Genomic DNA, 23,856 nt, shown 5'->3' with positions numbered 1-23,856 from the left:
TCTTCAATCAATCAATTCTTCTGTTCGAGCTTCGCGACCACTGCGGTGGAGATACTGTTACCCACTACGTTAGTAGCAGTACTGCCCATATCCAGGAACTGGTCGATACCGATAATCAACAGAATACCGGCTTCTGGCAGGCTGAACATCGGCAGCGTTGCCGCTACGACAACGACGGAGGCACGTGCAACACCCGCAATGCCTTTACTGGTGATCATCAGTGTTAACAGAATCAGGATCTGCTGAGTGATGCTCAAGTCAATGTTGTAGGCTTGCGCGATAAACAGGATGGCGAAAGACTGGTACATCATTGAGCCATCGAGGTTGAAGGAATATCCCAACGGCAACACGAAGCTGGAGATCTTTTTCGGCACACCAAACTTGTTCAGTGCTTCCATGGTTTTAGGATAAGCCGATTCGCTGCTTGCCGTAGCGAAGGCCAGCATGGTGGGTTCGCGAATCAGTTTGGCCAGATGGAAAATTGGTTTGCCGAGGAACAGGTAGCCAGCACCAAACAATACCGCCCACAACACGGCCAGACCAATATAGAACTCGCCAATCAGTTTACCAAAGTCATATAGCCAAGCGACTTAATTTTGATTACACCATATGGACTGAGAACAAACTCTCTGTATCGCAACCCATCTCTCTTTTTTTGCTTTTTGCTTGTGCCCATTTATGCTCAATTGGGTTAAGATCTGGCGAATATGTAGGCAAATACTCCACCATATACCCTGCATCGATGATGACTTGTTGAATATTATGTTTTTTGTGAAAAGTGGCATTGTCCATCATGATTACACTGTTTTTAGGGAGTACTGGGATAAGGACTTGTGTGACCCAGGCATAGAAAACATCGCTGTTAATATTGATATCAAATAATCCGATAGCAAACAGCGTTGTGCCTAATAAAGCGCCGATAACATTTGTTCTTCCCCTAGCTCCCCAGTTCTTCAGGCCAAAACACCGTTGACCTTTTGGGGAATAGCCGTGAGTCCGTGGGGCATCGTGTGAAAAACCACTTTCATCAATAAAAACAATAGGTTTACCTTCTTTTTCATACTGTTGTTTTTTTTGTTGAAATCCCTGCCGGGCGTTTTCGTCGGCTTTCGGATGACGTAGAGTTTTTTTATAGGTCAATCCCAGCTTTTTAAGCGCTTGCCAAATGGCCTTCTGACAAACGCCAAAACGCTCTGCACGTTCTTTTTGGTAAGCATCTGGATAGCCCCATTCCCAGTCGAAACGCAACAAAACGGTAGGGCATTATAGCCAAGCGACATTATTTTGATAACAGCCAGCTATGCTTCTTTGCCGCATATCAGGGCATAGGATGTAATCATTTTTAAGTCGGTTGGCTATATGCCGCCTGTAAGTGCGTTAAAAATACCTCATTTGGAGAACGATAACCCAGCGATTTTCGGCCTCGCGTATTGAGCAGGTGTTCGAGTGCTGCAACCTTGCGATGGGTGACATAATTGAAGTCCGTTCCCTTCGGGTAAAAACGCCGTATCAGCCCGTTGGTATGCTCATTCAACCCGCGTTCCCAGGAATGATATGGCCGGGCAAAGTAGACCGGTGCCCCCGTGACTTTTGTAATTTCCCCGTGCTGGGAAAATTCAGAACCGTTGTCAGCAGTCAGGGTTTTAAACTCGCAAAAGGTATTGGCAACGATGTCCCTGAAGGCCGCTACCACTGTCTCTGCTCGCTTGTTGGGCAGTTTGCGAATGATGACCAGCTTGACGGCTTTATCGACCACCGTCAGCAGGAATGATTTCTGATCTTTGCCAAAGATGGTGTCAATCTCGAAATGCCCGGGTTCCTGCTTGAGGTCAGCAACGGCCGGCCGCTGCTCAATGCCAACACGGTTGGGAATAGGACCGCGTTTGTTCTCATCGGTCTGATAGTTATACCGTTTACCCCGATGAGGGAGCTGCTGATACAGCTCACCGCCGGCCCGGCGCTCCTGCTGGATATAGCGATAGAGCGAGTTCTTGCTGACGGACAGGCCAAATTCCAGGACCAGGCGCCCACTGATGACCTCAGGTGAGGTGTGGGTAGACAGCGCCGTTCTGATAAAGTCCTGAATGTGCGGTTCAAGCTGGTTAATCACGCTGTCCGGCCGTGTTTTCTGCCGCCGCCCTCGCCCCATTCCCACTCGAAACGCAACAAAGTGACCCACTTGCCAGAGTCGGATAAAATCACCGTTCTGGCCATACTGGAGAGCCTGTTGCATGCAGGGAAAACATCTGACTCAGAAAGAACGGTTCTACATCGAAAAGCGGCGTGGTGAAGGTGTCAACCAAGCTATAGCTAAACGACTTAATTTTGATTACATTATTTAAATGAGCTATTCAATTGATTTTAGACGTAAAGTGATATCTACACGGGGCTTTGTTGAATAATTTAACAGTTTGATTTACATCTTCTTTAGTTAGAATGCATTTACAGAGAATGTATTTTGTTAGAACGACAAATCAAATAGTTAGCACAATAAAAAGCATTCCGAGAGGAAAAATTAGTCGTTGAAATTTTATAATGCTTATATAAATCAGTATCTTAAATTATTCAACAAAGCCTCTACACGGAAAAACGAAGGGTTGAGTATCCGAGAAACAGCGAAGCAATTTCGGATTGGCCCTGCCTCTGTATCGCGTTGGATTAATCAAATAGAGTCAAAAGCATCGACCACGCGTCAGCGAAAGATCGATAAATCCGAGTTGATAAAAGATGTTGAACAATATCCAGATGCTTACCAAAAAGAACGTGCAGAGCGTTTTGGCGTTTGTCAGAAGGCCATTTGGCAAGCGCTTAAAAAGCTGGGATTGACCTATAAAAAAAACTCTACGTCATCCGAAAGCCGACGAAAACGCCCGGCAGGGATTTCAACAAAAAAAACAACAGTATGAAAAAGAAGGTAAACCTATTGTTTTTATTGATGAAAGTGGTTTTTCACACGATGCCCCACGGACTCACGGCTATTCCCCAAAAGGTCAACGGTGTTTTGGCCTGAAGAACTGGGGAGCTAGGGGAAGAACAAATGTTATCGGCGCTTTATTAGGCACAACGCTGTTTGCTATCGGATTATTTGATATCAATATTAACAGCGATGTTTTCTATGCCTGGGTCACACAAGTCCTTATCCCAGTACTCCCTAAAAACAGTGTAATCATGATGGACAATGCCACTTTTCACAAAAAACATAATATTCAACAAGTCATCATCGATGCAGGGTATATGGTGGAGTATTTGCCTACATATTCGCCAGATCTTAACCCAATTGAGCATAAATGGGCACAAGCAAAAAGCAAAAAGCAAAAAAAGAGAGATGGGTTGCGATACAGAGAGTTTGTTCTCAGTCCATATGGTGTAATCAAAATTAAGTCGCTTGGCTATACCATCGCCAGAGAGCTTGCTCTGCCTCGCTCGACCATCAGCAGGGAACTCAGACGCAATACCGACCCTACTTTCAATGGTGTCTACTGCTGTAGCAGGGCGGACACTCTGGCCCGGGAACGCCGTCATAAGCCTCTGCCAAACAATGCTTTTTACCCGTTGGAGCCACACATTCAGAACTTCATCAGGCAGGCGCTTTCCACTCACTCTTCACCTGAAATTATCAGTGGCCGTTTGCACCTGGAATTCGGTATATCTGTCAGCAAGAATACGCTATATCGCTATATCCTGCAGGAGAGACAGGCTGGCGGGGAGCTATATCAGCAACTTCCTCATCGGGGAAAACGTTACAGGTACAATGCCGAAAACCTCAAATCAGGCCCTATTCCCAACCGTGTTGGAATTGGGTATCGCCCAGCTCAAGCCGAGCTTAAACAGGAGCCTGGCCACTTCGAAATTGACACTATTTTTGGCAAAGACCAGAAGTCATTCTTGTTAACCATCGTAGATAAAGCATTGAAAACCTTCATCATTCGCAAACTACCTAATAAGCGTGCGGAGACTGTGGTTGCTGCTTTCAGGTACATTGAAGCTAATGCTGCAGGCGATCTCGAAAACGCAACGTTGTTGGTTTTTCGTGATGGTTGCTCATACCGCGATCGGCTAACCGTCTGGTTACAGCAGGCGCAGGTTAAACCCTATCGCCTGGCCGAAATGTCGTCCTATCATGCCATTCTGGGCGGTGTCAGCGCCGGGATGGGCGTAGGGATAGTGCCACGTCCGATACTGTGCACATTCCCGTCGGAGAATTTAATTACCGTCCACCCCTTCATGGAGTCAGGCAACCCTATTACCACCGCGTTGGTATGGCGCAAGGACGGTATGACAGCCAATATTCGCGCACTGATCGACATACTGTCTTCAGAGGCAGAAAGCGTTTCTGATACCCAACGCAGCGCAGAATCATGAATCCGTGAACCCGCTATTTCGCTTTCATTTCTTCTCTGGTTCCAATATGGGATATATTGGGGACACTATCGTAAATACTCTCTTTATAACAGGTAACATCGGCAATGGCTCTGATCCCCAAAAACTACGCACGGCTGGAAAGCGGCTACCGTGAGAAAGCACTAAAAATTTATCCGTGGGTGTGTGGGCGCTGCTAGCGGGAGTTTGTTTATTCCAACATGCGCGAATTAACAGTTCACCATATCGATAACGACCATACCAATAATCCGGAAGATGGCAGCAACTGGGAGTTACTGTGTCTGTATTGCCATGACCATGAACACTCAAAGTACACTGAGGCAGACCAATACGGCACAACCGTTGTGGCGGGAGAGGACGCGCAAAATGACGTTGCGGCTGCGACCTATAATCCCTTTGCCGATTTAAAATCGATGTTTAACAAGAAATAACCTCTGCTTCTGTCATGGGCTGCTGACGCAGCCCTGACAAACCCAGACTTCAAGGAATTGCCCACCAAGAGAACGCTGCCCCCACGTTACTTATCGCCCTGCTTGGTGGACAGCTCAGATTGTCACGCCACGTTAAGAAACGTTGACAAACTCAAAACCATCGTGCACGTCTGACGAATCCCTTTTTGTTGGCGGGGGTTCAACAATCACAAACCCTTCGGCTCCTTCAGCCTCATCAACTAACACATGACGCTCCAACGTATCGGGGATAGCCCTGAGTAGCATACCATCAGGGCTGGGTGGATAAACATAAATATCACGCCGTATATCAATCACTTCTACTTCATATTTAGGCTTTGTTACTGGCTCTAGGTCTCCGCACTCTAAACATGGATCGCCCCCTGGCGCTACAACGGGTGGTTCTGGCCATTCCGGCGCCCCTTTAGGGTTTATTTCCCTGTCTTCATCCTCAAAAGATTCATCGTCAACAGAGGTTTTTTCTCCTGGCTCTAGATCCCCGCACTCTAAGCATGGATCGCCTTCTGGCGTTACAACGGGTGGTTTTGGCCGCTCTGGCGCCCCTTTAGGGCTTACTGCACTGTCTTCATCTTCAAGAGGTTCATCGTCAACAGACGGTTTTTTTCCTGGTTCTAAATCCCCGCACTCAAAACATGGATCGCCTTCTGGCGTTACAACAGGTGGTTTTGGCCGTTCTGGCGCCCCTGATGGGGTTGGTGCTTTTGGCGGTTGAGATGCTGGAGGTACAGTTGGCGGTTTTGGCACAGCAGGTACTTTTACCACTGGTTTTTCTATCTGTTCCAAGGATTTCTCTCGAAACGAAAGCTTTATATCGTTGTTACGATCAACAACATGATAATTTTTTGCTTTCCTCAAGTACTGCGATGCGGTGTACGTTGGATAAAGTTGCAAAGAAAGAGGTACGCCAAATTGGTAACGAACAGAGACCCCGAAACGGTTTTCAGCTTGACTTTGCCCACCCAACACGCGATCAACATCAAACTGTAGCAATGGAATAGGCGCATAGCTGAGTCCTAACGATAACGCATGCGGATTTCTGGCATCTTTCCCTTTCTTGGTAAGCGCAACACTATCGCCAAAGTATTGCTCAAATTTCACCCGACCACTCAACTGACGATACCCAGGTATCCACGCTTGCAAATTGACATCATAGCCATGAGCGACATCAGCGTAATACCCTGGTTTCTCATCAACATCCCGGTTACGTGTCAGGCCATAATATCCATTGGCTGTAAAACGAGCATGATCAAACCATAGCTCCCCACCAACACCGAGGCGGTGGTAAACCGATTTTGACTTTTGTACATCATAAAAAAGGTTATAGCCCAATCCCCAGTCATTACCAAAATGACGCTGTCCCACTCCCACACTGGCGCTGTTTTTATGCTTGCGATGATGTCCCCCAAATTGGCTAAACAGTATGCGATTTTCATTTTCTTGCAATGGAACTAATACATTCAGCGAGGTACTTTCAAACTGACGACCAGGCGTACTCAAACGAGCCTGAGCCTCTCCCCGAATTTTTATATCCGTCCTTTTGGACGACATCGAGGAATGCTGACTAGAGGCGCTACCTGAGAGCGATGGTGAAATTACAGAGCGTCCTGCTTCCTCTTTTGAGAACTTAATCACAGAAGTGTGGGTTCTCTCATCACTTTTATTCACCTGAGAACAACCAATCAAAACAAAAACCATCCCCAGCGGTCGAAAAAAACCATATTCCCAATTATCACTCATAGTTTATTAAACACAAATGTGCCCTCAATAATAAATAAAAAATATGAATTATAAAAACCAAAAAGCAGCACACTCTATAATATGATAAAAAATTAAAAAATAGGGTTATCATCCGATACCAATCCATCAACTGCGTCTTTCATCGCTAAAAAATGGTTATTCAAACGCCATAATTATCGTCATGATAGATAACAAAAACCATCAAAATCAACACAATAACAACAACACACTCAATGTAAACGTTACCTTCCTCGCTAAACATTAGCCTATTCTTGTTAAATATTCTGAAATTTTGATGATGATTTTTTAAAATAATTCTGATTTTAAGCAGACCGATGTCTTTTATCCAACCTTAAAGATAACTACATTTGTTTATTTAACATATTCTCTTTAACATAGTTAAATAACGAAGCGCGACTATTTACGTGCTGAGACAATGACACACATTTAATGAGCAATATTCATAGCACTAATCAATACAATACGATTATCTCATTACACATGTTCTGTTATCTTGGCCTTATTGATACTGAGCGATGCCTGCATCACAGCGCACATTGTTTGTTATACATATTTACGGAGAATCATGCATGTCGCACCAACACGACCGCACTCGAAGAGCGCTGCTTTCCGCATTGGCCAGCTTAACCGTGGTCAAAATGGCGTTTCCCATCTCCGCGAGTGTCAACACGGATAAACCACTAAACACTGAACGCACGCTCGTTGCCTATGGCTTTGTTGAATAATTTAACCGTTTGATTTACATCTTCTTTAGTTAGAATGCATTTACAGAGAATGTATTTTGTTAGAACGACAAATCAAATAGTTAGCACAATAAAAAGCATTCCGAGAGGAAAAATTAGTCGTTGAAATTTTATAATGCTTATATAAATCAGTATCTTAAATTATTCAACAAAGCCCGCAGTCTGCACAGCGATCTGTTTGAGATAGAGCCAGCAATACCCTACCCAGAGGATTATTTTCAGACGGTAGAACAGGCAAACATTGAACGTGACCGTGGCCTCAGGCCACCGCTAAAACGCAGTGTCAGTAATATAGAGCGTTATCAAACGATTTATTTAGGCTGTGTCCCTTAATTACGTAACCGGGCGTAAAACAAGCGGATGCAGCCCAGTTTCACCATTGCTAGATAGTTTCTTGCCGTTTTTTCATAACGTGTGGCAATCCGTCTATATTCCTTTAAACGGCCAAAACATCTTTCTACAACGTTGCGACGGCGATAAGCATCACGATAAAGTTGTGAGCGTCCATCTGAAGCGAGAGTGTAAAAAGATCTGTGTAAATGGCATTTTGAGGAAAACCTTCAGAGGACAAAAAATGCCTATCAGCAACGAACTTATTGACCAACTGCTTCAGGATTGCCACTCCCCTCAGGAGCTTCTGGGTGAATCAGGCCTACTCAAGGAGCTAACTAAAAGACTGGCGGAACGGGTTCTTGAAGCTGAGATGGAGATACACCTTGGGTATGCTAAGCATGACCCGGCTGGTGGCTTTGTTGAATAATTTAACATGCTGATTTACATAATTATTATAACACTTCAACAACTAAGTTTTCCAGCCGTAATGCTTTTTATTGTGCTAACTACTTGATTTGTCGTTCTAACAAAATACAGTCTCTGTACATGCATTCTACCTAAAGAAGATGTAAATCAAACGGTTAAATTATTCAACAAAGCCCCGGCTGGTAATAATTCAGGCAACTCCCGCAATGGCAAGACATCCAAGAGCGTACGTAGCCAAAATGGGGCGCTCGAGCTCGATATTCCGCGCGACCGCAACAGTACCTTCGAGCCGACACTGATCGGTAAGCACGAAAAGCAGCTTAACGGCTTCGATGACCGCATTATTTCTCTCTATTCCAGAGGGCTATCAACCCGTGATATTCAGGCTCACTTTAAAGAAGTCTACGGGGTCGATGTTTCCGCTGGCTTCATTTCTCAAGTGACCAATGCCGTGATGGATGACGTTAAGCGCTGGCAGCAACGGCCGCTGGATGCGTTTTATCCCATTGTTTACCTTGACTGTATTGTGGTCAAAAGCCAGGACGGCGGAGCCGTGACCAACAAGTCTGTTTACTTGGCTCTAGGCATCAACGGCCAGGGCGAAAAAGAGCTGCTGGGGCTATGGATAGCCAAAACCGAGGGGGCCAAGTCCTGGTTATCTGTAATGACAGAACTGAAAAATCGTGGGCTACAGGACATCTTCATCGCCTGCTGCGATGGCCTGAAGGGCTTTCCTTATGCCATTGAAGCTGTTTACCCGCATACGCGGGTACAGCTCTGCATCGTGCATCAGGTGCGGAACTCGCTGCGCTACGTCGGCTGGAAAGAACGTAAAGCCGTTGCTGCTGACCTCCGCACTATAGCCAAGCGACATTATTTTGATAACAGCCAGCTATGCTTCTTTGCCGCATATCAGGGCATAGGATGTAATCATTTTTAAGTCGGTTGGCTATATCTATAGTTCCGCAACGCTAGAGGGCGCTGAAGAGGCCCTGGATGCCTTCGCGGCCAAATGGGATGAGCAGTTCCCGACGATCAGCACATCGTGGAGAAATAATTGGGAACGTCTCATCGTCATTTTTGATTTTCCGCCGGAGATCCGCAAGGTTATCTACACCACCAACGCGATAGAGTCGTTAAATGCTTCATTGCGCAAGATAACGAAAACGCGACGAATATTTCCAACGGATGACTCGGTGCTAAAATTATTCTATCTAGCCTTGCATAATATCTCGGCTAAATGGACCCTACCAATCAGAGACTGGAAACCTGCTATGAGCCAATTCATGTTGATGTATGGAGATCGGATTTCCGGTTAAGCGATGGAGCCATTTACACGAAATTCTTTACAGACTCTCTGAAGCCAGTTTTTCATTTGATTTTCGGGGAATAACCGTTTTTATCCCTTTTCTTTTCAACTTGTTACGGAGTGTATTGCCAGAGTAGGCTTTGTCAGACAGTACCGCATGACCACGACGCTTCATGCTACCGTTCTGCCGTTGCACGCCAATGCCGTCCAGGAGTCGTAACGCGAACAGGCTTTCGTGAGCCTGCCCAGCACTCAGTACGATATTTAGCGGGATGCCGCTTCCGTCAGTCGCCATGTGGATTTTGGTGCCATAACCACCTCGTGAGCGACTCAGGCTGTTATCGTTGGTAATATCGGGATGTTTTTTTGAGCGCCAGCCGCACATTTGAGCGCACGGATATTGCTGCCATCCAGCGCAATGGCTGACCAGTCAACAAGTCCATGAGCATCAAGAAATGAAAGTAACCTATTAAAAATAATGTTAATAACTCCAGACTTTGACCATCTATTGAAACGGTTATAAACGGTTTTCCATGGGCCGTAACGTTCAGGTAAATCACGCCATGGGGCACTTGAACACAGTATCCAGAACATGCCGTTGACGATTTTGCGATGTTCTGCCCATGGCCGGCATGCCTGCGGAGATGTCAAAACGGTTGGTAACAAGGGCTCAATGATTGCCCATGCTTCATCAGAAAGATCGTAGCGAGCCATAATCCAAAGTGTCTTAGAAACAGATGGATACTATAGCTCAAGCAATTAAGGGACACAGCCTAGGTTTTCCTGTTTGGGGAACCACCCTGCCTCCAGTAGTTCAAACCTTTCTCACTACCCATAATCTGGCAGACAGCACCCTGATACCTTTCATCACACATGGCGGATATGGTGTTGGTAACTGTGAAGCAGTCCTGGCGAGACTGGCTCCCCATGCCAGACGAGAACCACCGCTTGTTATCGAATGTGATCAGGAACGCAGGACCACGGAAACCGTGACCCACTGGTTACGTACCGTCTCGCGCTGAATAGCCAACGCGACCGACAATTAATGAATACAGCGAATAAACCCTAGTGAATTGGCGCGACTAATCGAATAAATCGCACTGCGCTATGCTTGCTAAACATCGGTAAAACCGTTATTTGCAGGAGATTAACAATGCAAAAACGTTATAGCCAAGCGACATTATTTTGATAACAGCCAGCTATGCTTCTTTGCCGCATATCAGGGCATAGGATGTAATCATTTTTAAGTCGGTTGGCTATATTTGGGAAAATCCGGGTGGCTTTGTTGAATAATTTAACCGTTTGATTTACATCTTCTTTAGGTAGAATGCATTTACAGAGAATGTATTTTGTTAGAACGACAAATCAAATAGTTAGCACAATAAAAAGCATTCCGAGAGGAAAAATTAGTCGTTGAAATTTTATAATGCTTATATAAATCAGTGTCTTAAATTATTCAACAAAGCCATCCGGGCTTGAAGTGTCGGCGCTAGGTCTGGGCTGCATGGGGTTGAGCCAAGGCTACGGCCCGGCAACGGATACCCGCCAAGCCATAGCACTGATTCGCGCAGCCGTTGAGCGCGGGGTAACATTTTTTGATACCGCCGAAGTGTATGGCCCTTATTTAAATGAAGATGTCGTGGGTGAGGCCTTAAAACCATTACGCGATCGCGTGGTTATCGCGACAAAATTTGGCTTTAACATAGGCAACGACAATAAACGACAAATGTTGAACAGTCGCCCGGAGCATATCCGTGAGGCCGTAGAAGGTTCACTGCGTCGCCTTAAGACGGAGGTTATAGATCTTCTCTATCAACACCGGGTTGACCCCGATGTCCCGATTGAAGATGTCGCAGGAACCGTAAAAGATCTGATCGCCGAAGGTAAAGTAAAACATTTTGGTCTTTCAGAAGCCGGTGCGCAAACCGTGCGTCGCGCTCATGCCATACAACCGGTTACTGCGCTGCAAAGTGAATATTCCCTATGGTGGCGCGAACCAGAGCAAGAAATACTGCCGCTGCTTGAAGAGCTCGGCATTGGTTTTGTGCCCTTTAGCCCACTGGGCAGAGGCTTTCTGACCGGTACAATCAAAGCCAAAACCACCTTTGCAGACAATGATTTCCGCAAAACGGTTCCGCGTTTCGCCGCAGAAGCCCTGAAAGCCAACGAAAAATTGGTGATATTACTGGCAGAACTGGCAGCAGAACGTCACACCACTTCCGCACAAATCGCACTGGCTTGGTTACTGGCACAAAAATCATGGATTGTGCCAATCCCGGGCACCACGAAGCTGCATCGGCTGGAGGAAAACCTGGCTGCAACAGAAATCAAACTCCCCCCCGCAGACTTGCAGAAAATTACCCAAGCACTGGAAACGGTAAAAATTGTGGGTGAACGTTATCCGGCGGCATTGCAAGCGCATGTTGGTCGTTAATCGTCATAGAGATAGTTGTCATGTTTAAAACCATTAAAGCGATTGGCACCGATGCGGCAGCCAATCCATTAACCACATTCAGTATCAAACGCCGTGGATTACAAGACAATGACGTTGAGATGGACATTCTCTACTGCGGCATTTGTCATTCCGACCTTCATCAAGCGTGTTGCTTAATAGTGAAATAAGGGTGTTTCGGTGATTGAAGTAAATTTTACGCTGTTCTGAGAGGCTTTGTTGAATAATTTAACCGTTTGATTTACATCTTCTTTAGTTAGAATGCATTTACAGAGAATGTATTTTGTTAGAACGACAAATCAAATAGTTAGCACAATAAAAAGCATTCCGAGAGGAAAAACTAGTCGTTGAAATGGCTTTGTTGAATAATTTAAGATACTGATTTATATAAGCATTATAAAATTTCAACGACTAATTTTTCCTCTCGGAATGCTTTTTATTGTGCTAACTATTTGATTTGTCGTTCTAACAAAATACATTCTCTGTAAATGCATTCTAACTAAAGAAGATGTAAATCAAACGGTTAAATTATTCAACAAAGCCCGTTGAAATTTTATAATGCTTATATAAATCAGTATCTTAAATTATTCAACAAAGCCCGAGAGTGTAAAAAGATCTGTGTAAATGGCATTTTGAGGAAAACCTTCAGAGGACAAAAAATGCCTATCAGCAACGAACTTATTGACCAACTGCTTCAGGATTGCCACTCCCCTCAGGAGCTTCTGGGTGAATCAGGCCTACTCAAGGAACTGACTAAAAGACTGGCGGAACGGGTTCTTGAAGCTGAGATGGAGATACACCTTGGGTATGCTAAGCATGACCCGGCTGGTAATAATTCAGGCAACTCCCGCAATGGCAAGACATCCAAGAGCGTACGTAGCCAAAATGGGGCGCTCGAGCTCGATATTCCGCGCGACCGCAACAGTACCTTCGAGCCGACACTGATCGGTAAGCACGAAAAGCAGCTTAACGGCTTCGATGACCGCATTATTTCTCTCTATTCCAGAGGGCTATCAACCCGTGATATTCAGGCTCACTTTAAAGAAGTCTACGGGGTCGATGTTTCCGCTGGCTTCATTTCTCAAGTGACCAATGCCGTGATGGATGACGTTAAGCGCTGGCAGCAACGGCCGCTGGATGCGTTTTATCCCATTGTTTACCTTGACTGTATTGTGGTCAAAAGCCAGGACGGCGGAGCCGTGGCCAACAAGTCTGTTTACTTGGCTCTAGGCATCAACGGCCAGGGCGAAAAAGAGCTGCTGGGGCTATGGATAGCCAAAACCGAGGGGGCCAAGTTCTGGTTATCTGTAATGACAGAACTGAAAAATCGTGGGCTACAGGACATCTTCATCGCCTGCTGCGATGGCCTGAAGGGCTTTCCTGATGCCATTGAAGCTGTTTACCCGCATACGCGGGTACAGCTCTGCATCGTGCATCAGGTGCGGAACTCGCTGCGCTACGTCGGCTGGAAAGAACGTAAAGCCGTTGCTGCTGACCTCCGCGCTATCTATAGTTCCGCAACGCTAGAGGGCGCTGAAGAGGCCCTGGATGCCTTCGCGGCCAAATGGGATGAGCAGTTCCCGACGATCAGCCCATCGTGGAGAAATAATTGGGAACGTCTCATCGTCATTTTTGATTTTCCGCCGGAGATTCGCAAGGTTATCTACACCACCAACGCGATAGAGTCGTTAAATGCTTCATTGCGCAAGATAACGAAAACGCGACGAATATTTCCAACGGATGACTCGGTGCTAAAATTATTCTATCTAGCCTTGCATAATATCTCGGCTAAATGGACCCTACCAATCAGAGACTGGAAACCGGCTATGAGCCAATTCATGTTGATGTATGGAGATCGGATTTCCGGTTAAGCGATGGAGCCATTTACACGAAATTCTTTACAGACTCCACTTTAAAGAAGTCTACGGGGTCGATGTTTCCGCTGGCTTCATTTCTCAAGTGACCAATGCTGTGATGGATGACGTTAAGCGCTGGCAGCAACGGCCGCTGGATGCGCTTTATCCCATTGTTTACCTTGACTGTATTGTTGTCAAAAGCCAGGACGGCGGAGCCGTGGCCAACAAGTCTGTTTACTTGGCTCTAGGCATCAACGGCCAGGGCGAAAAAGAGCTGCTGGGGCTATGGATAGCCAAAACTGAGGGGGCCAAGTTCTGGTTATAGCCAAGCGACTTAATTTTGATTACACCATATGGACTGAGAACAAACTCTCTGTATCGCAACCCATCTCTCTTTTTTTGCTTTTTGCTTGTGCCCATTTATGCTCAATTGGGTTAAGATCTGGCGAATATGTAGGCAAATACTCCACCATATACCCTGCATCGATGATGACTTGTTGAATATTATGTTTTTTGTGAAAAGTGGCATTGTCCATCATGATTACACTGTTTTTAGGGAGTACTGGGATAAGGACTTGTGTGACCCAGGCATAGAAAACATCGCTGTTAATATTGATATCAAATAATCCGATAGCAAACAGCGTTGTGCCTAATAAAGCGCCGATAACATTTGTTCTTCCCCTAGCTCCCCAGTTCTTCAGGCCAAAACACCGTTGACCTTTTGGGGAATAGCCGTGAGTCCGTGGGGCATCGTGTGAAAAACCACTTTCATCAATAAAAACAATAGGTTTACCTTCTTTTTCATACTGTTGTTTTTTTTGTTGAAATCCCTGCCGGGCGTTTTCGTCGGCTTTCGGATGACGTAGAGTTTTTTTTATAGGTCAATCCCAGCTTTTTAAGCGCTTGCCAAATGGCCTTCTGACAAACGCCAAAACGCTCTGCACGTTCTTTTTGGTAAGCATCTGGATATTGTTCAACATCTTTTATCAACTCGGATTTATCGATCTTTCGCTGACGCGTGGTCGATGCTTTTGACTCTATTTGATTAATCCAACGCGATACAGAGGCAGGGCCAATCCGAAATTGCTTCGCTGTTTCTCGGATACTCAACCCTTCGTTTTTCCGTGTAGATATAGCCAACCGACTTAAAAATGATTACATCCTATGCCCTGATATGCGGCAAAGAAGCATAGCTGGCTGTTATCAAAATAATGTCGCTTGGCTATATCTGTGATGACAGAACTGAAAAATCGTGGGCTAAAGGACATCTTCGTCGCCTGCTGCGATGGCCTGAAAGGCTTTCCTGATGCCATTGAAGCTGTTTACCCGCATACGCGGGTACAGCTCTGCATTGTGCATCAGGTGCGGAACTCGCTGCGCTACGTCGGCTGGAAAGAGCGTAAGGCCGTTGCTGCTGACCTGCGCACTATCTATAGTTCCGCAACGCTAGAGGGCGCTGAAGAGGCCCTGGATGCCTTCGCGGCCAAATGGGATGAGCAGTTCCCGACGATCAGCCCGTCGTGGAGAAATAATTGGGAACGTCTCATCGTCATTTTTGACTTTACGCCGGAGATCCGCAAGGTTATCTACACCACCAACGCGATAGAGTCGTTAAATGCTTCATTGCGCAAGATAACGAAAACGCGACGAATATTTCCAACGGATGACTCGGTGATAAAATTACTCTATCTAGCCTTGCATAATATCTCTGCTAAATGGACCTTGCCAATCAGAGACTGGAAACCTGCTATGAGCCAATTCATGTTGATGTATGGAGAACGAATCTCCGGTTAAGCAATGAAGCCATTTACACAAAATTCTTTACAGACTCTATCCGACCTATGATTTGCAAGGACTTCTTTTTGGTTTAGATAGAACACGGGTATGTCGCTGGGTAAAAATATTATAGCCAACCGACTTAAAAATGATTACATCCTATGCCCTGATATGCGGCAAAGAAGCATAGCTGGCTGTTATCAAAATAATGTCGCTTGGCTATATTGCCGGTTTTAGAGATGACCTTGGGGCGAGAATGTGTTTTGCCCGCTCGTCAAATTCGCTCTGCTGAGGAATTTTTTCGCGCCTTTCCTGGAGTTAAAGACGTCTTTATTGATGGGACAGAGCGACCTGTCCAAAAGCCTAAGAATCTGCGTCGGCGAAAAAAAATGTATTCGGGAAAGAAAAGACAGACCACTCGAAAAGGGCTTATTATGACTGACGAAACAAGGCAAATTGGATTTATCCCCATGAGCAAAAATGGGCGCCGTCACGATAAACGCTTACTCGATAAAGTCGATATAATTCGCCATATTCCTCCTGAGGTAACCATCTGGGCAGATACCGGTTTTCAAGGTATAGATAAACAGCATCCTAATACACAAATCCCAAAAAAAGGAACTCGAAAAAGACCTTTATCGCCTGAACAAAAACAAGAAAATAAAATAATCTCGGGCATCCGTATTACAGTTGAACACGCCATCGCGGGTATCAAGCGCCTCGGTTGCATGACCCAAGTTTTACGGAATCGTAGACCCTTTATTGATGATATAGCCAAGCGACTTAATTTTGATTACACCATATGGACTGAGAACAAACTCTCTGTATCGCAACCCATCTCTCTTTTTTTGCTTTTTGCTTGTGCCCATTTATGCTCAATTGGGTTAAGATCTGGCGAATATGTAGGCAAATACTCCACCATATACCCTGCATCGATGATGACTTGTTGAATATTATGTTTTTTGTGAAAAGTGGCATTGTCCATCATGATTACACTGTTTTTAGGGAGTACTGGGATAAGGACTTGTGTGACCCAGGCATAGAAAACATCGCTGTTAATATTGATATCAAATAATCCGATAGCAAACAGCGTTGTGCCTAATAAAGCGCCGATAACATTTGTTCTTCCCCTAGCTCCCCAGTTCTTCAGGCCAAAACACCGTTGACCTTTTGGGGAATAGCCGTGAGTCCGTGGGGCATCGTGTGAAAAACCACTTTCATCAATAAAAACAATAGGTTTACCTTCTTTTTCATACTGTTGTTTTTTTTGTTGAAATCCCTGCCGGGCGTTTTCGTCGGCTTTCGGATGACGTAGAGTTTTTTTTATAGGTCAATCCCAGCTTTTTAAGCGCTTGCCAAATGGCCTTCTGACAAACGCCAAAACGCTCTGCACGTTCTTTTTGGTAAGCATCTGGATATTGTTCAACATCTTTTATCAACTCGGATTTATCGATCTTTCGCTGACGCGTGGTCGATGCTTTTGACTCTATTTGATTAATCCAACGCGATACAGAGGCAGGGCCAATCCGAAATTGCTTCGCTGTTTCTCGGATACTCAACCCTTCGTTTTTCCGTGTAGATATCACTTTACGTCTAAAATCAATTGAATAGCTCATTTAAATAATGTAATCAAAATTAAGTCGTTTAGCTATACCTTCTTACTCCTTAGCGCCGGTCTTTGGAATTTCCATCTCAGAACAGCGTAAAATTTACTTCAATCACCGAAACACCCTTATTTCACTATTAAGCAACACACTTAATGAATCATGCCTTCCGCGTTGACACCGAGCAAATGCTCTGTGGGTCGAAATACCGTTTGCAGGAATTGCAGTAACCCTAGCAGCACCGCCAACCCAATACCCGGAATAATGCCCACCAGCAGCACACTCAGAAAAGTAAACAGAGCAAGATAGAAGGCCGGGCGATTACGCTTTCGCAGTTGGAATATACTGCGTAAATCCAGTAAGCCCCACAGCGCATAGATTAATATGACACCGAGTACAGCAATAGGAATATATTGCAGGGGTTCACTTAACAGCACGACCACCAGCGCAATCGCCAATGCGGCGATCACAGAAACCAACTGACTTTTGCCACCGTTGGCATCGTTAACCGCAGTACGTGAATTAGCGCCGCTGATGGCAAATCCCTGAGATAAACCAGAGACGATATTCACCAAACTCAGCGCGCGAAATTCACTGTTTACGTCCACCTCGTAGCCATTTTTTGCCGCGAAACTGCGCGCGGTCAGCATCATACTGACAAAGCTGACCACCGCAAGATTCAACGCCGGGATCACCAGTTCACGCAGCAAACCGGGTTTGAAATCCGGCCAGGAGACAGTAGGCAAACCGCCCCCGGTGTAATCGGAAACCGTTTCTACCCCAAAGCGTGGCAGGTTTGCCGCCCAGGTCAGCCCCGTTGTCAACAGGACTGCAAAGAGCGGTGCAGGCCAATTAGGGCGTACATAGCGCACACCAAACAGGCATAACAACGTCAGCAACGAGATACCCACCGTCGGCCAGTGGCTACTTGCCAGATTCGACGGTAGCGCATAAATGCGCTCAATCAGTTCACTGGTGTAGGGAGAGAAACCAAACACTTTGCTGATCTGATTGACAATAATGGTCAACGCAACGCCGTTAAGCAAGCCACTCAATATGGGGCGGGACAATAAATCCGCAATGGCCCCCAACTTGAATCGGCTGGCAATCAGACACCACGTTCCCATCATCAACGTCATCACAATAGCTAATTGCCAATGAAGCTCCGCGTTTCCCGCCGCTAAGGGTTTAATGACCGCCGCGATGACCGCACAGGTAGCGGCATCTGGCCCCACAATTAATTGCCGTGAAGAGCGAAAAATGGCGTAGGCGACCATCGGCAAGATACAGGAGTAAAGCCCAACGATCGCGCTTACGCCGGCCAATTCGGCATAGGCAATCGCCACCGGTAACGCAACGGCAGCCAGGCTTTGTTGAATAATTTAACCGTTTGATTTACATCTTCTTTAGTTAGAATGCATTTACAGAGAATGTATTTTGTTAGAACGACAAATCAAATAGTTAGCACAATAAAAAGCATTCCGAGAGGAAAAATTAGTCGTTGAAATTTTATAATGCTTATATAAATCAGTATCTTAAATTATTCAACAAAGCCCGGCAGCCACTGAAAGCCCCGCACGAACGTCATGCTTTAACCAGGTGCGTTCATAAGCAAGCAGATTTGTCAGGCCGGGAGTCAGGGATTTCCACTGCATACTTCTTCCATTTAATCTTCATTACGGGGATCGGTCTGCTCGCTGGCGGGCGACAGCGCAGGTTGCACAGCAGGAATGGCTTGCCTACAAAAACGCACAGATGATGTGAAGTATGGCAGAGATAAAATAAAAATCAGAAGTCGTCCTGTACTGCGCCTTCTGATTTTTTGTATGACGCAAGGCTTTGTTGAATAATTTAAAATACTGATTTAAATGGGTATTATAAAATTTTAACGACTAAATTTTACTACCGTAATGCTTTTTATTGTGCTAACTATTTGATTTATCGCTCTAACAAAATACATTTTCTGTACATGCATCCCACCTAAAGAAGTTGTAAATCAAAACGTTAAATTATTCAACAAAGCCATGACGCAACAACGCGTGAAGGATCAGAAAGTCACATTCACGGAAAGCCAGTAATTACGCCCAGGCATCACATAGCCGGTGGTACTCTGGGAAGAGGTAAAGTAATCCCCAGCGGTTGTTGTCCCGCTCCCCACAGCAAACACGTGTGTCCGGGTAAAATCTTTATCCGTCAGGTGGCTTTGTTGAATAAATCAGAATTAGCCGACAGGATGACTCCCTCTGCTACACCTGTTATCCGATCCTGACGCTGTGTGGCATACCCAACAACGTCATACGATTCAGCGCTTTGACCATCGCCATGGCTTCACCCACCTGAGCATCGTAGTCACGCAGGCTCAGGTGGCCACCCAGCAAAGTTTTTATGCGGAACATCGCTGTTTCTGCCACTGAACGCCGGTGATAACCCACTTTCTTTTTCCACATATCATTACTCCCGCTCAGACGCTGATTCGCCACCGCATGGTTACGTTCATAGTACTTGTCCGGCCAGTATTTCGCTCCGCTTCGCGGCGGGATAAGGGGCCTGATTTTCTTTCTCAGCAACGCATCGTGGCAGTAACGGGCGTCATAAGCACCGTCTGCTGACACTTACCTGATTTTCCGGTGGGTTTGGTTAATCAGGCCCGGCAGTGCCTGCGCATCTGTCGTTCCGCTGAGCGATAAGTCGGCACAGATAATCTCATGCGTCGCACTGTCTGCTGCCAGATGAAGCTTGCGCCACACTCTTCGTCTGTCAGCCCCATGCTGCCTGACTTTCCATTCACCTTCGCCAAAGACCTTCAGACCGGTACTGTCGATGACCAGATGCGAGATTTCACCACGCGTTGGCGTTTTTATGCTGATACTGACGGTTTTTGCGCGCCGACTGACCAGAGAGTAGTCCGGGCAGCGCAGTGGCAGGCTCATCAGTGTAAAAACCGAGTCGACAAAGCCCTGTAATGCCCGGAGCGACAGGTTAAACACGCGCTTTATCATCAAAACCGTGGTATAGCTAAGCGACATTATTTTGATAACAGCCAGCTATGCTTCTTTGCCACATATCAGGGCATCGGCTGTAATCATTTTTAAGTCGGTTGGCTATAACAGCCATATCGGTGTAGTAAATCGGCCGACCACGACCTTCAGGCGAAGCACTGTCAGTCCATGCAGCGATGGCCGACTCATCAAGCCAGACCGTCAGGGAGCCGCGTTGTCTGAGTGCTTTGTTGTAGGTGGGCCAGTTGGTGATTTTAAACTTTTGCTTTGCCATGGGGAGCTGCTATCGGGAGCGATGATAGTGCTCTGATCCGGCGATCCCCTGAAAGTTCGATTTATTCAACAAAGCCCCGTCAGGTTATTGATAGCGCCGTTGAGCGTCACCTCTTTGGACACTTTATACGACGCGCCAAGATTGTAGACAGTAAAGGATTTAAAATATGCGCCCAGATTGTCGTGAACCACCTTATTCGCAGGGCTCGAGTCTGTAAAGAATTTCGTGTAAATGGCTCCATCGCTTAACCGGAAATCCGATCTCCATACATCAACATGAATTGTCTCATAGCCGGTTTCCAGTCTCTGATTGGTAGGGTCCATTTAGCCGAGATATTATGCAAGGCTAGATAGAATAATTTTAGCACCGAGTCATCCGTTGGAAATATTCGTCGCGTTTTCGTTATCTTGCGCAATGAAGCATTTAACGACTCTATCGCGTTGGTGGTGTAGATATAGCCAAGCGACTTAATTTTGATTACACCATATGGACTGAGAACAAACTCTCTGTATCGCAACCCATCTCTCTTTTTTTGCTTTTTGCTTGTGCCCATTTATGCTCAATTGGGTCAAGATCTGGCGAATATGTAGGCAAATACTCCACCATATACCCTGCATCGATGATGACTTGTTGAATATTATGTTTTTTGTGAAAAGTGGCATTGTCCATCATGATTACACTGTTTTTAGGGAGTACTGGGATAAGGACTTGTGTGACCCAGGCATAGAAAACATCGCTGTTAATATTGATATCAAATAATCCGATAGCAAACAGCGTTGTGCCTAATAAAGCGCCGATAACATTTGTTCTTCCCCTAGCTCCCCAGTTCTTCAGGCCAAAACACCGTTGACCTTTTGGGGAATAGCCGTGAGTCCGTGGGGCATCGTGTGAAAAACCACTTTCATCAATAAAAACAATAGGTTTACCTTCTTTTTCATACTGTTGTTTTTTTTGTTGAAATCCCTGCCGGGCGTTTTCGTCGGCTTTCGGATGACGTAGAGTTTTTTTTATAGGTCAATCCCAGCTTTTTAAGCGCTTGCCAAATGGCCTTCTGACAAACGCCAAAACGCTCTGCACGTTCTTTTTGGTAAGCATCTGGATATTGTTCAACATCTTTTATCAACTCGGATTTATCGATCTTTCGCTGACGCGTGGTCGATGCTTTTGACTCTATTTGATTAATCCAACGCGATACAGAGGCAGGGCCAATCCGAAATTGCTTCGCTGTTTCTCGGATACTCAACCCTTCGTTTTTCCGTGTAGATACCACTTTACGTCTAAAATCAATTGAATAGCTCATTTAAATAATGTAATCAAAATTAAGTCGTTTAGCTATAACCTTGCGAATCTCCGGCGGAAAATCAAAAATGACGATGAGACGTTCCCAATTATTTCTCCACTATGGGCTGATCGTCGGGAACTGCTCATCCCATTTGTCCGCGAAGGCATCCAGGGCCTCTTCAGCGCCCTCTAGGCTGTGTCCCTTAATTGCTTGAGCTATAGTATCCATCTGTTTCTAAGACACTTTGGATTATGGCTCGCTACGATCTTTCTGATGAAGCATGGGCAATCATTGAGCCCTTGTTACCAACCGTTTTGACATCTCCGCAGGCAGGCCGGCCATGGGCAGAACATCGCAAAATCCTCAACGGCATGTTCTGGATACTGTGTTCAGGTGCCCCATGGCGTGATTTACCTGAACGTTACGGCCCATGGAAAAACGTTTATAACCGTTTCAATAGATGGTCAAAGTCTGGAGTTATTAACATTATTTTTAATAAGTTACTTTCATTTCTTGATGCTCATGGACTTGTTGACTGGTCAGCCACTGCGCTGGATGGCAGCAATATCCGTGCGCTCAAATGTGCGGCTGGCGCTCAAAAAAACATCCCGATATTACCAACGATAACAGCCTGGGTCGCTCACGAGGTGGTTATGACACCAAAATCCACATGGCGACTGACGGAAGCGGCATCCCGCTAAATATCGTACTGAGTGCTGGGCAGGCTCACGAAAGCCTGTTCGCGTTACGACTCCTGGACGGCATTGGCGTGCAACGGCAGAACGGTAGCATGAAGCGTCGTGGTCATGCGGTACTGGCTGACAAAGCCTACTCTGGCAATACACTCCGTAACAAGTTGAAAAGAAAAGGGATAAAACGGTTATTCCCCGAAAATCAAATGAAAAACTGGCTTTCAGATGAGTCTGTAAAGAATTTTGTGTAAATGGCTCCATTGCTTAACCGGAGATTCGTTCTCCATACATCAACATGAATTGGCTCATAGCAGGTTTCCAGTCTCTGATTGGCAAGGTCCATTTAGCAGAGATATTATGCAAGGCTAGATAGAGTAATTTTATCACCGAGTCATCCGTTGGAAATATTCGTCGCGTTTTCGTTATCTTGCGCAATGAAGCATTTAACGACTCTATCGCGTTGGTGGTGTAGATAACCTTGCGGATCTCCGGCGGAAAGTCAAAAATGACGATGAGACGTTCCCAATTATTTCTCCACGACGGGCTGATCGTCGGGAACTGTTCATCCCATTTGGCCGCGAAGGCATCCAGGGCCTCTTCAGCGCCCTCTAGCGTTGCGGAACTATAGATGGTGCGCAGGTCAGCAGCAACGGCCTTACGCTCTTTCCAGCCGACGTAGCGCAGCGAGTTCCGCACCTGATGCACAATGCAGAGCTGTACCCGCGTATGCGGGTAAACAGCTTCAATGGCATCAGGAAAGCCTTTCAGGCCATCGCAGCAGGCGACGAAGATGTCCTTTAGCCCACGATTTTTCAGTTCTGTCATCACAGATAACCAGAACTTGGCCCCCTCAGTTTTGGCTATCCATAGCCCCAGCAGCTCTTTTTCGCCCTGGCCGTTGACGCCGAGGGACTTGTTGGCCACGGCTCCGCCGTCCTGGCTTTTGACAACAATACAGTCAAGGTAAACAATGGGATAAAGCGCATCCAGCGGCCGTTGCTGCCAGCGCTTAACTTCATCCATCACAGCATTGGTCACTTGAGAAATGAAGCCAGCGGAAACATCGACCCCGTAGACTTCTTTAAAGTGTGCCTGAATATCACGGGTTGATAACCCTCTGGAATAGAGAGAAATAATGCGGTCATCGAAGCCGTTAAGCTGTTTTTCGTGCTTACCGATCAGTGTCGGCTCGAAGGTACTGTTGCGGTCGCGCGGAATATCGAGCTCGATCTCCCCATTTTGGCTACGTACGCTCTTGGATGTCTTGCCATTGCGTGAGTTGCCTGAATGATTACCAGCCGGGTCATGCTTAGCATACCCAAGGTGCATCTCCATCTCAGCTTCAAGAACCCGTTCCGCCAGTCTTTTAGTCAGCACCTTGAGTAGGCCTGATTCACCCAGCAGATCCTGAGGGGAGTGACAATCTTGAAGCAGTTGGTCAATAAGTTCGTTGCTGATAGGCATTTTGTTATCCTTTGAAGGTTTTCCTCAAAATGCCATTT

At 46.0% G+C, this 23,856-nt stretch carries 17 protein-coding genes and 18 pseudogenes; 16 read left to right on the top strand and 19 right to left on the bottom strand.

The window, feature by feature from the left end; translation table 11 throughout:
- Positions 1-11: 11 nt before the first annotated feature.
- From ACQGXV_RS26100 to ACQGXV_RS26090, 3 genes and pseudogenes are all read right to left on the bottom strand, one after another.
- Positions 12-581: pseudogene (locus tag ACQGXV_RS26100) on the bottom strand (dicarboxylate/amino acid:cation symporter); the annotation flags it as partial.
- 19 nt (positions 582-600) lie between these two features.
- Positions 601-1,251, bottom strand: coding sequence for an IS630 family transposase (locus tag ACQGXV_RS26095; RefSeq protein WP_440863653.1), 651 nt, complete (start codon positions 1,249-1,251; stop codon positions 601-603).
- A 91-nt stretch (positions 1,252-1,342) separates the two neighbouring features.
- Positions 1,343-2,233 carry an IS30 family transposase gene (locus ACQGXV_RS26090; RefSeq protein WP_440863652.1) on the bottom strand — a complete coding sequence of 297 codons (891 nt, stop codon included), beginning with the start codon at positions 2,231-2,233 and terminating at the stop codon, positions 1,343-1,345.
- 289 nt (positions 2,234-2,522) lie between these two features.
- Between ACQGXV_RS26090 and ACQGXV_RS26085 the strand changes: the two genes are divergently transcribed.
- The 3 genes and pseudogenes from ACQGXV_RS26085 to yajD all read left to right on the top strand — a co-directional run bounded on the left by ACQGXV_RS26085 (position 2,523) and on the right by yajD (position 4,811).
- On the top strand, positions 2,523-2,906 hold the full coding sequence (locus ACQGXV_RS26085) for an IS630 transposase-related protein (RefSeq protein WP_440863651.1): 384 nt from the start codon (positions 2,523-2,525) through the stop codon (positions 2,904-2,906).
- Positions 2,830-4,362 (top strand): IS30 family transposase, encoded by a 1,533-nt coding sequence (locus ACQGXV_RS26080; RefSeq protein WP_440867616.1) that lies wholly within the window; start codon positions 2,830-2,832, stop codon positions 4,360-4,362. The genes ACQGXV_RS26085 and ACQGXV_RS26080 overlap by 77 nt, the downstream gene beginning before the upstream one ends.
- Positions 4,363-4,466: 104 nt before the next feature.
- Positions 4,467-4,811 (top strand): annotated as a pseudogene (gene yajD, locus ACQGXV_RS26075) (HNH nuclease YajD).
- Positions 4,812-4,943: 132 nt separating this feature from the next.
- Here the strand turns inward: yajD and ACQGXV_RS26070 are convergent.
- Positions 4,944-6,587 (bottom strand): inverse autotransporter beta domain-containing protein, encoded by a 1,644-nt coding sequence (locus tag ACQGXV_RS26070; RefSeq protein ID WP_440863650.1) that lies wholly within the window; start codon positions 6,585-6,587, stop codon positions 4,944-4,946.
- A gap of 590 nt (positions 6,588-7,177) precedes the next feature.
- Between ACQGXV_RS26070 and ACQGXV_RS26065 the strand changes: the two genes are divergently transcribed.
- Entirely contained in the window at positions 7,178-7,333 is a 156-nt protein-coding gene (locus tag ACQGXV_RS26065) for a hypothetical protein (protein ID WP_440863649.1), read from the top strand.
- 174 nt (positions 7,334-7,507) lie between these two features.
- A pseudogene (locus tag ACQGXV_RS26060) lies at positions 7,508-7,672 on the top strand (flavodoxin); the annotation flags it as partial.
- An 8-nt stretch (positions 7,673-7,680) separates the two neighbouring features.
- On the opposite strand, the pseudogene ACQGXV_RS26055 reads toward ACQGXV_RS26060, so the two are convergent.
- Positions 7,681-7,875, bottom strand: a pseudogene (locus ACQGXV_RS26055) (transposase); the annotation flags it as partial.
- 50 nt (positions 7,876-7,925) lie between these two features.
- On the opposite strand from ACQGXV_RS26055, the pseudogene ACQGXV_RS26050 reads away from it, so the two are divergent.
- Together ACQGXV_RS26050 and ACQGXV_RS26045 are read left to right on the top strand one after the other, a co-directional pair.
- Positions 7,926-8,087: pseudogene (locus ACQGXV_RS26050) on the top strand (IS256 family transposase); the annotation flags it as partial.
- Between the two features lie 198 nt (positions 8,088-8,285).
- Positions 8,286-9,429: pseudogene (locus tag ACQGXV_RS26045) on the top strand (IS256 family transposase); the annotation flags it as partial.
- A 36-nt stretch (positions 9,430-9,465) separates the two neighbouring features.
- On the opposite strand, the pseudogene ACQGXV_RS26040 reads toward ACQGXV_RS26045, so the two are convergent.
- A pseudogene (locus tag ACQGXV_RS26040) lies at positions 9,466-10,133 on the bottom strand (IS5 family transposase); the annotation flags it as partial.
- 59 nt (positions 10,134-10,192) lie between these two features.
- On the opposite strand from ACQGXV_RS26040, the pseudogene ACQGXV_RS26035 reads away from it, so the two are divergent.
- The 5 genes and pseudogenes from ACQGXV_RS26035 to ACQGXV_RS26015 form a co-directional block, all read left to right on the top strand.
- A pseudogene (locus tag ACQGXV_RS26035) lies at positions 10,193-10,441 on the top strand (flavodoxin); the annotation flags it as partial.
- Positions 10,442-10,857: 416 nt separating this feature from the next.
- On the top strand, positions 10,858-11,853 hold the full coding sequence (locus ACQGXV_RS26030) for an aldo/keto reductase (protein ID WP_440867615.1): 996 nt from the start codon (positions 10,858-10,860) through the stop codon (positions 11,851-11,853).
- A gap of 20 nt (positions 11,854-11,873) precedes the next feature.
- Positions 11,874-12,041 carry a hypothetical protein gene (locus ACQGXV_RS26025; protein WP_440863648.1) on the top strand — a complete coding sequence of 56 codons (168 nt, stop codon included), beginning with the start codon at positions 11,874-11,876 and terminating at the stop codon, positions 12,039-12,041.
- 489 nt (positions 12,042-12,530) lie between these two features.
- On the top strand, positions 12,531-13,742 hold the full coding sequence (locus tag ACQGXV_RS26020) for an IS256 family transposase (protein ID WP_440863647.1): 1,212 nt from the start codon (positions 12,531-12,533) through the stop codon (positions 13,740-13,742).
- Positions 13,743-13,782: 40 nt separating this feature from the next.
- A pseudogene (locus ACQGXV_RS26015) lies at positions 13,783-14,049 on the top strand (transposase); the annotation flags it as partial.
- Positions 14,050-14,071: 22 nt separating this feature from the next.
- Here the strand turns inward: ACQGXV_RS26015 and ACQGXV_RS26010 are convergent.
- Positions 14,072-14,605, bottom strand: coding sequence for an IS630 family transposase (locus ACQGXV_RS26010; protein ID WP_440862665.1), 534 nt, complete (start codon positions 14,603-14,605; stop codon positions 14,072-14,074).
- Positions 14,529-14,867: an IS630 transposase-related protein gene (locus tag ACQGXV_RS26005; RefSeq protein WP_440862928.1), complete on the bottom strand. Its 339-nt coding sequence runs from the start codon at positions 14,865-14,867 to the stop codon at positions 14,529-14,531. The genes ACQGXV_RS26010 and ACQGXV_RS26005 overlap by 77 nt, the downstream gene beginning before the upstream one ends.
- An 84-nt stretch (positions 14,868-14,951) precedes the next feature.
- Here ACQGXV_RS26005 and ACQGXV_RS26000 point away from each other — a divergent pair.
- From ACQGXV_RS26000 to ACQGXV_RS25990, 3 genes and pseudogenes are all read left to right on the top strand, one after another.
- Positions 14,952-15,521, top strand: a pseudogene (locus ACQGXV_RS26000) (IS256 family transposase); the annotation flags it as partial.
- Between the two features lie 90 nt (positions 15,522-15,611).
- Positions 15,612-15,740, top strand: coding sequence for a hypothetical protein (locus ACQGXV_RS25995; protein ID WP_440863646.1), 129 nt, complete (start codon positions 15,612-15,614; stop codon positions 15,738-15,740).
- A 2-nt stretch (positions 15,741-15,742) separates the two neighbouring features.
- A pseudogene (locus ACQGXV_RS25990) lies at positions 15,743-16,267 on the top strand (transposase family protein); the annotation flags it as partial.
- 29 nt (positions 16,268-16,296) lie between these two features.
- Here the strand turns inward: ACQGXV_RS25990 and ACQGXV_RS25985 are convergent.
- The 10 genes and pseudogenes from ACQGXV_RS25985 to ACQGXV_RS25940 all read right to left on the bottom strand — a co-directional run.
- Positions 16,297-16,830, bottom strand: a complete 534-nt coding sequence (locus ACQGXV_RS25985) for an IS630 family transposase (protein ID WP_440862665.1) — start codon at positions 16,828-16,830, stop codon at positions 16,297-16,299.
- Positions 16,754-17,119, bottom strand: a complete 366-nt coding sequence (locus tag ACQGXV_RS25980) for an IS630 transposase-related protein (protein WP_440862584.1) — start codon at positions 17,117-17,119, stop codon at positions 16,754-16,756. The genes ACQGXV_RS25985 and ACQGXV_RS25980 overlap by 77 nt, the downstream gene beginning before the upstream one ends.
- Positions 17,120-17,262: 143 nt before the next feature.
- Positions 17,263-18,489: pseudogene (locus ACQGXV_RS25975) on the bottom strand (SulP family inorganic anion transporter); the annotation flags it as partial.
- 665 nt (positions 18,490-19,154) lie between these two features.
- A pseudogene (locus ACQGXV_RS25970) lies at positions 19,155-19,310 on the bottom strand (TonB-dependent receptor domain-containing protein); the annotation flags it as partial.
- A gap of 52 nt (positions 19,311-19,362) precedes the next feature.
- Positions 19,363-20,380 (bottom strand): annotated as a pseudogene (locus tag ACQGXV_RS25965) (IS5 family transposase).
- An 80-nt stretch (positions 20,381-20,460) separates the two neighbouring features.
- Positions 20,461-20,586: pseudogene (locus ACQGXV_RS25960) on the bottom strand (TonB-dependent receptor domain-containing protein); the annotation flags it as partial.
- 38 nt (positions 20,587-20,624) lie between these two features.
- A pseudogene (locus tag ACQGXV_RS25955) lies at positions 20,625-20,834 on the bottom strand (transposase); the annotation flags it as partial.
- A gap of 23 nt (positions 20,835-20,857) precedes the next feature.
- Entirely contained in the window at positions 20,858-21,391 is a 534-nt protein-coding gene (locus tag ACQGXV_RS25950) for an IS630 family transposase (RefSeq protein WP_440867377.1), read from the bottom strand.
- Entirely contained in the window at positions 21,315-21,680 is a 366-nt protein-coding gene (locus ACQGXV_RS25945; protein ID WP_440863645.1) for an IS630 transposase-related protein, read from the bottom strand. The genes ACQGXV_RS25950 and ACQGXV_RS25945 overlap by 77 nt, the downstream gene beginning before the upstream one ends.
- Before the next feature lie 33 nt (positions 21,681-21,713).
- Positions 21,714-21,857: pseudogene (locus tag ACQGXV_RS25940) on the bottom strand (transposase); the annotation flags it as partial.
- A gap of 56 nt (positions 21,858-21,913) precedes the next feature.
- Here ACQGXV_RS25940 and ACQGXV_RS25935 point away from each other — a divergent pair.
- Positions 21,914-22,574 (top strand): annotated as a pseudogene (locus tag ACQGXV_RS25935) (IS5 family transposase); the annotation flags it as partial.
- Positions 22,575-22,618: 44 nt separating this feature from the next.
- On the opposite strand, the gene ACQGXV_RS25930 reads toward ACQGXV_RS25935, so the two are convergent.
- On the bottom strand, positions 22,619-23,818 hold the full coding sequence (locus ACQGXV_RS25930) for an IS256 family transposase (RefSeq protein WP_440863644.1): 1,200 nt from the start codon (positions 23,816-23,818) through the stop codon (positions 22,619-22,621).
- Between the last annotated feature and the right edge of the window lie 38 nt (positions 23,819-23,856).

The organism is Symbiopectobacterium purcellii (assembly GCF_052050035.1).
Classification (GTDB): Bacteria; Pseudomonadota; Gammaproteobacteria; order Enterobacterales; family Enterobacteriaceae; genus Symbiopectobacterium; species Symbiopectobacterium purcellii_A.
The sequence above is the reverse complement of the archived record's forward strand: the minus strand, read 5'-3'. Positions and strand labels throughout refer to the sequence as shown.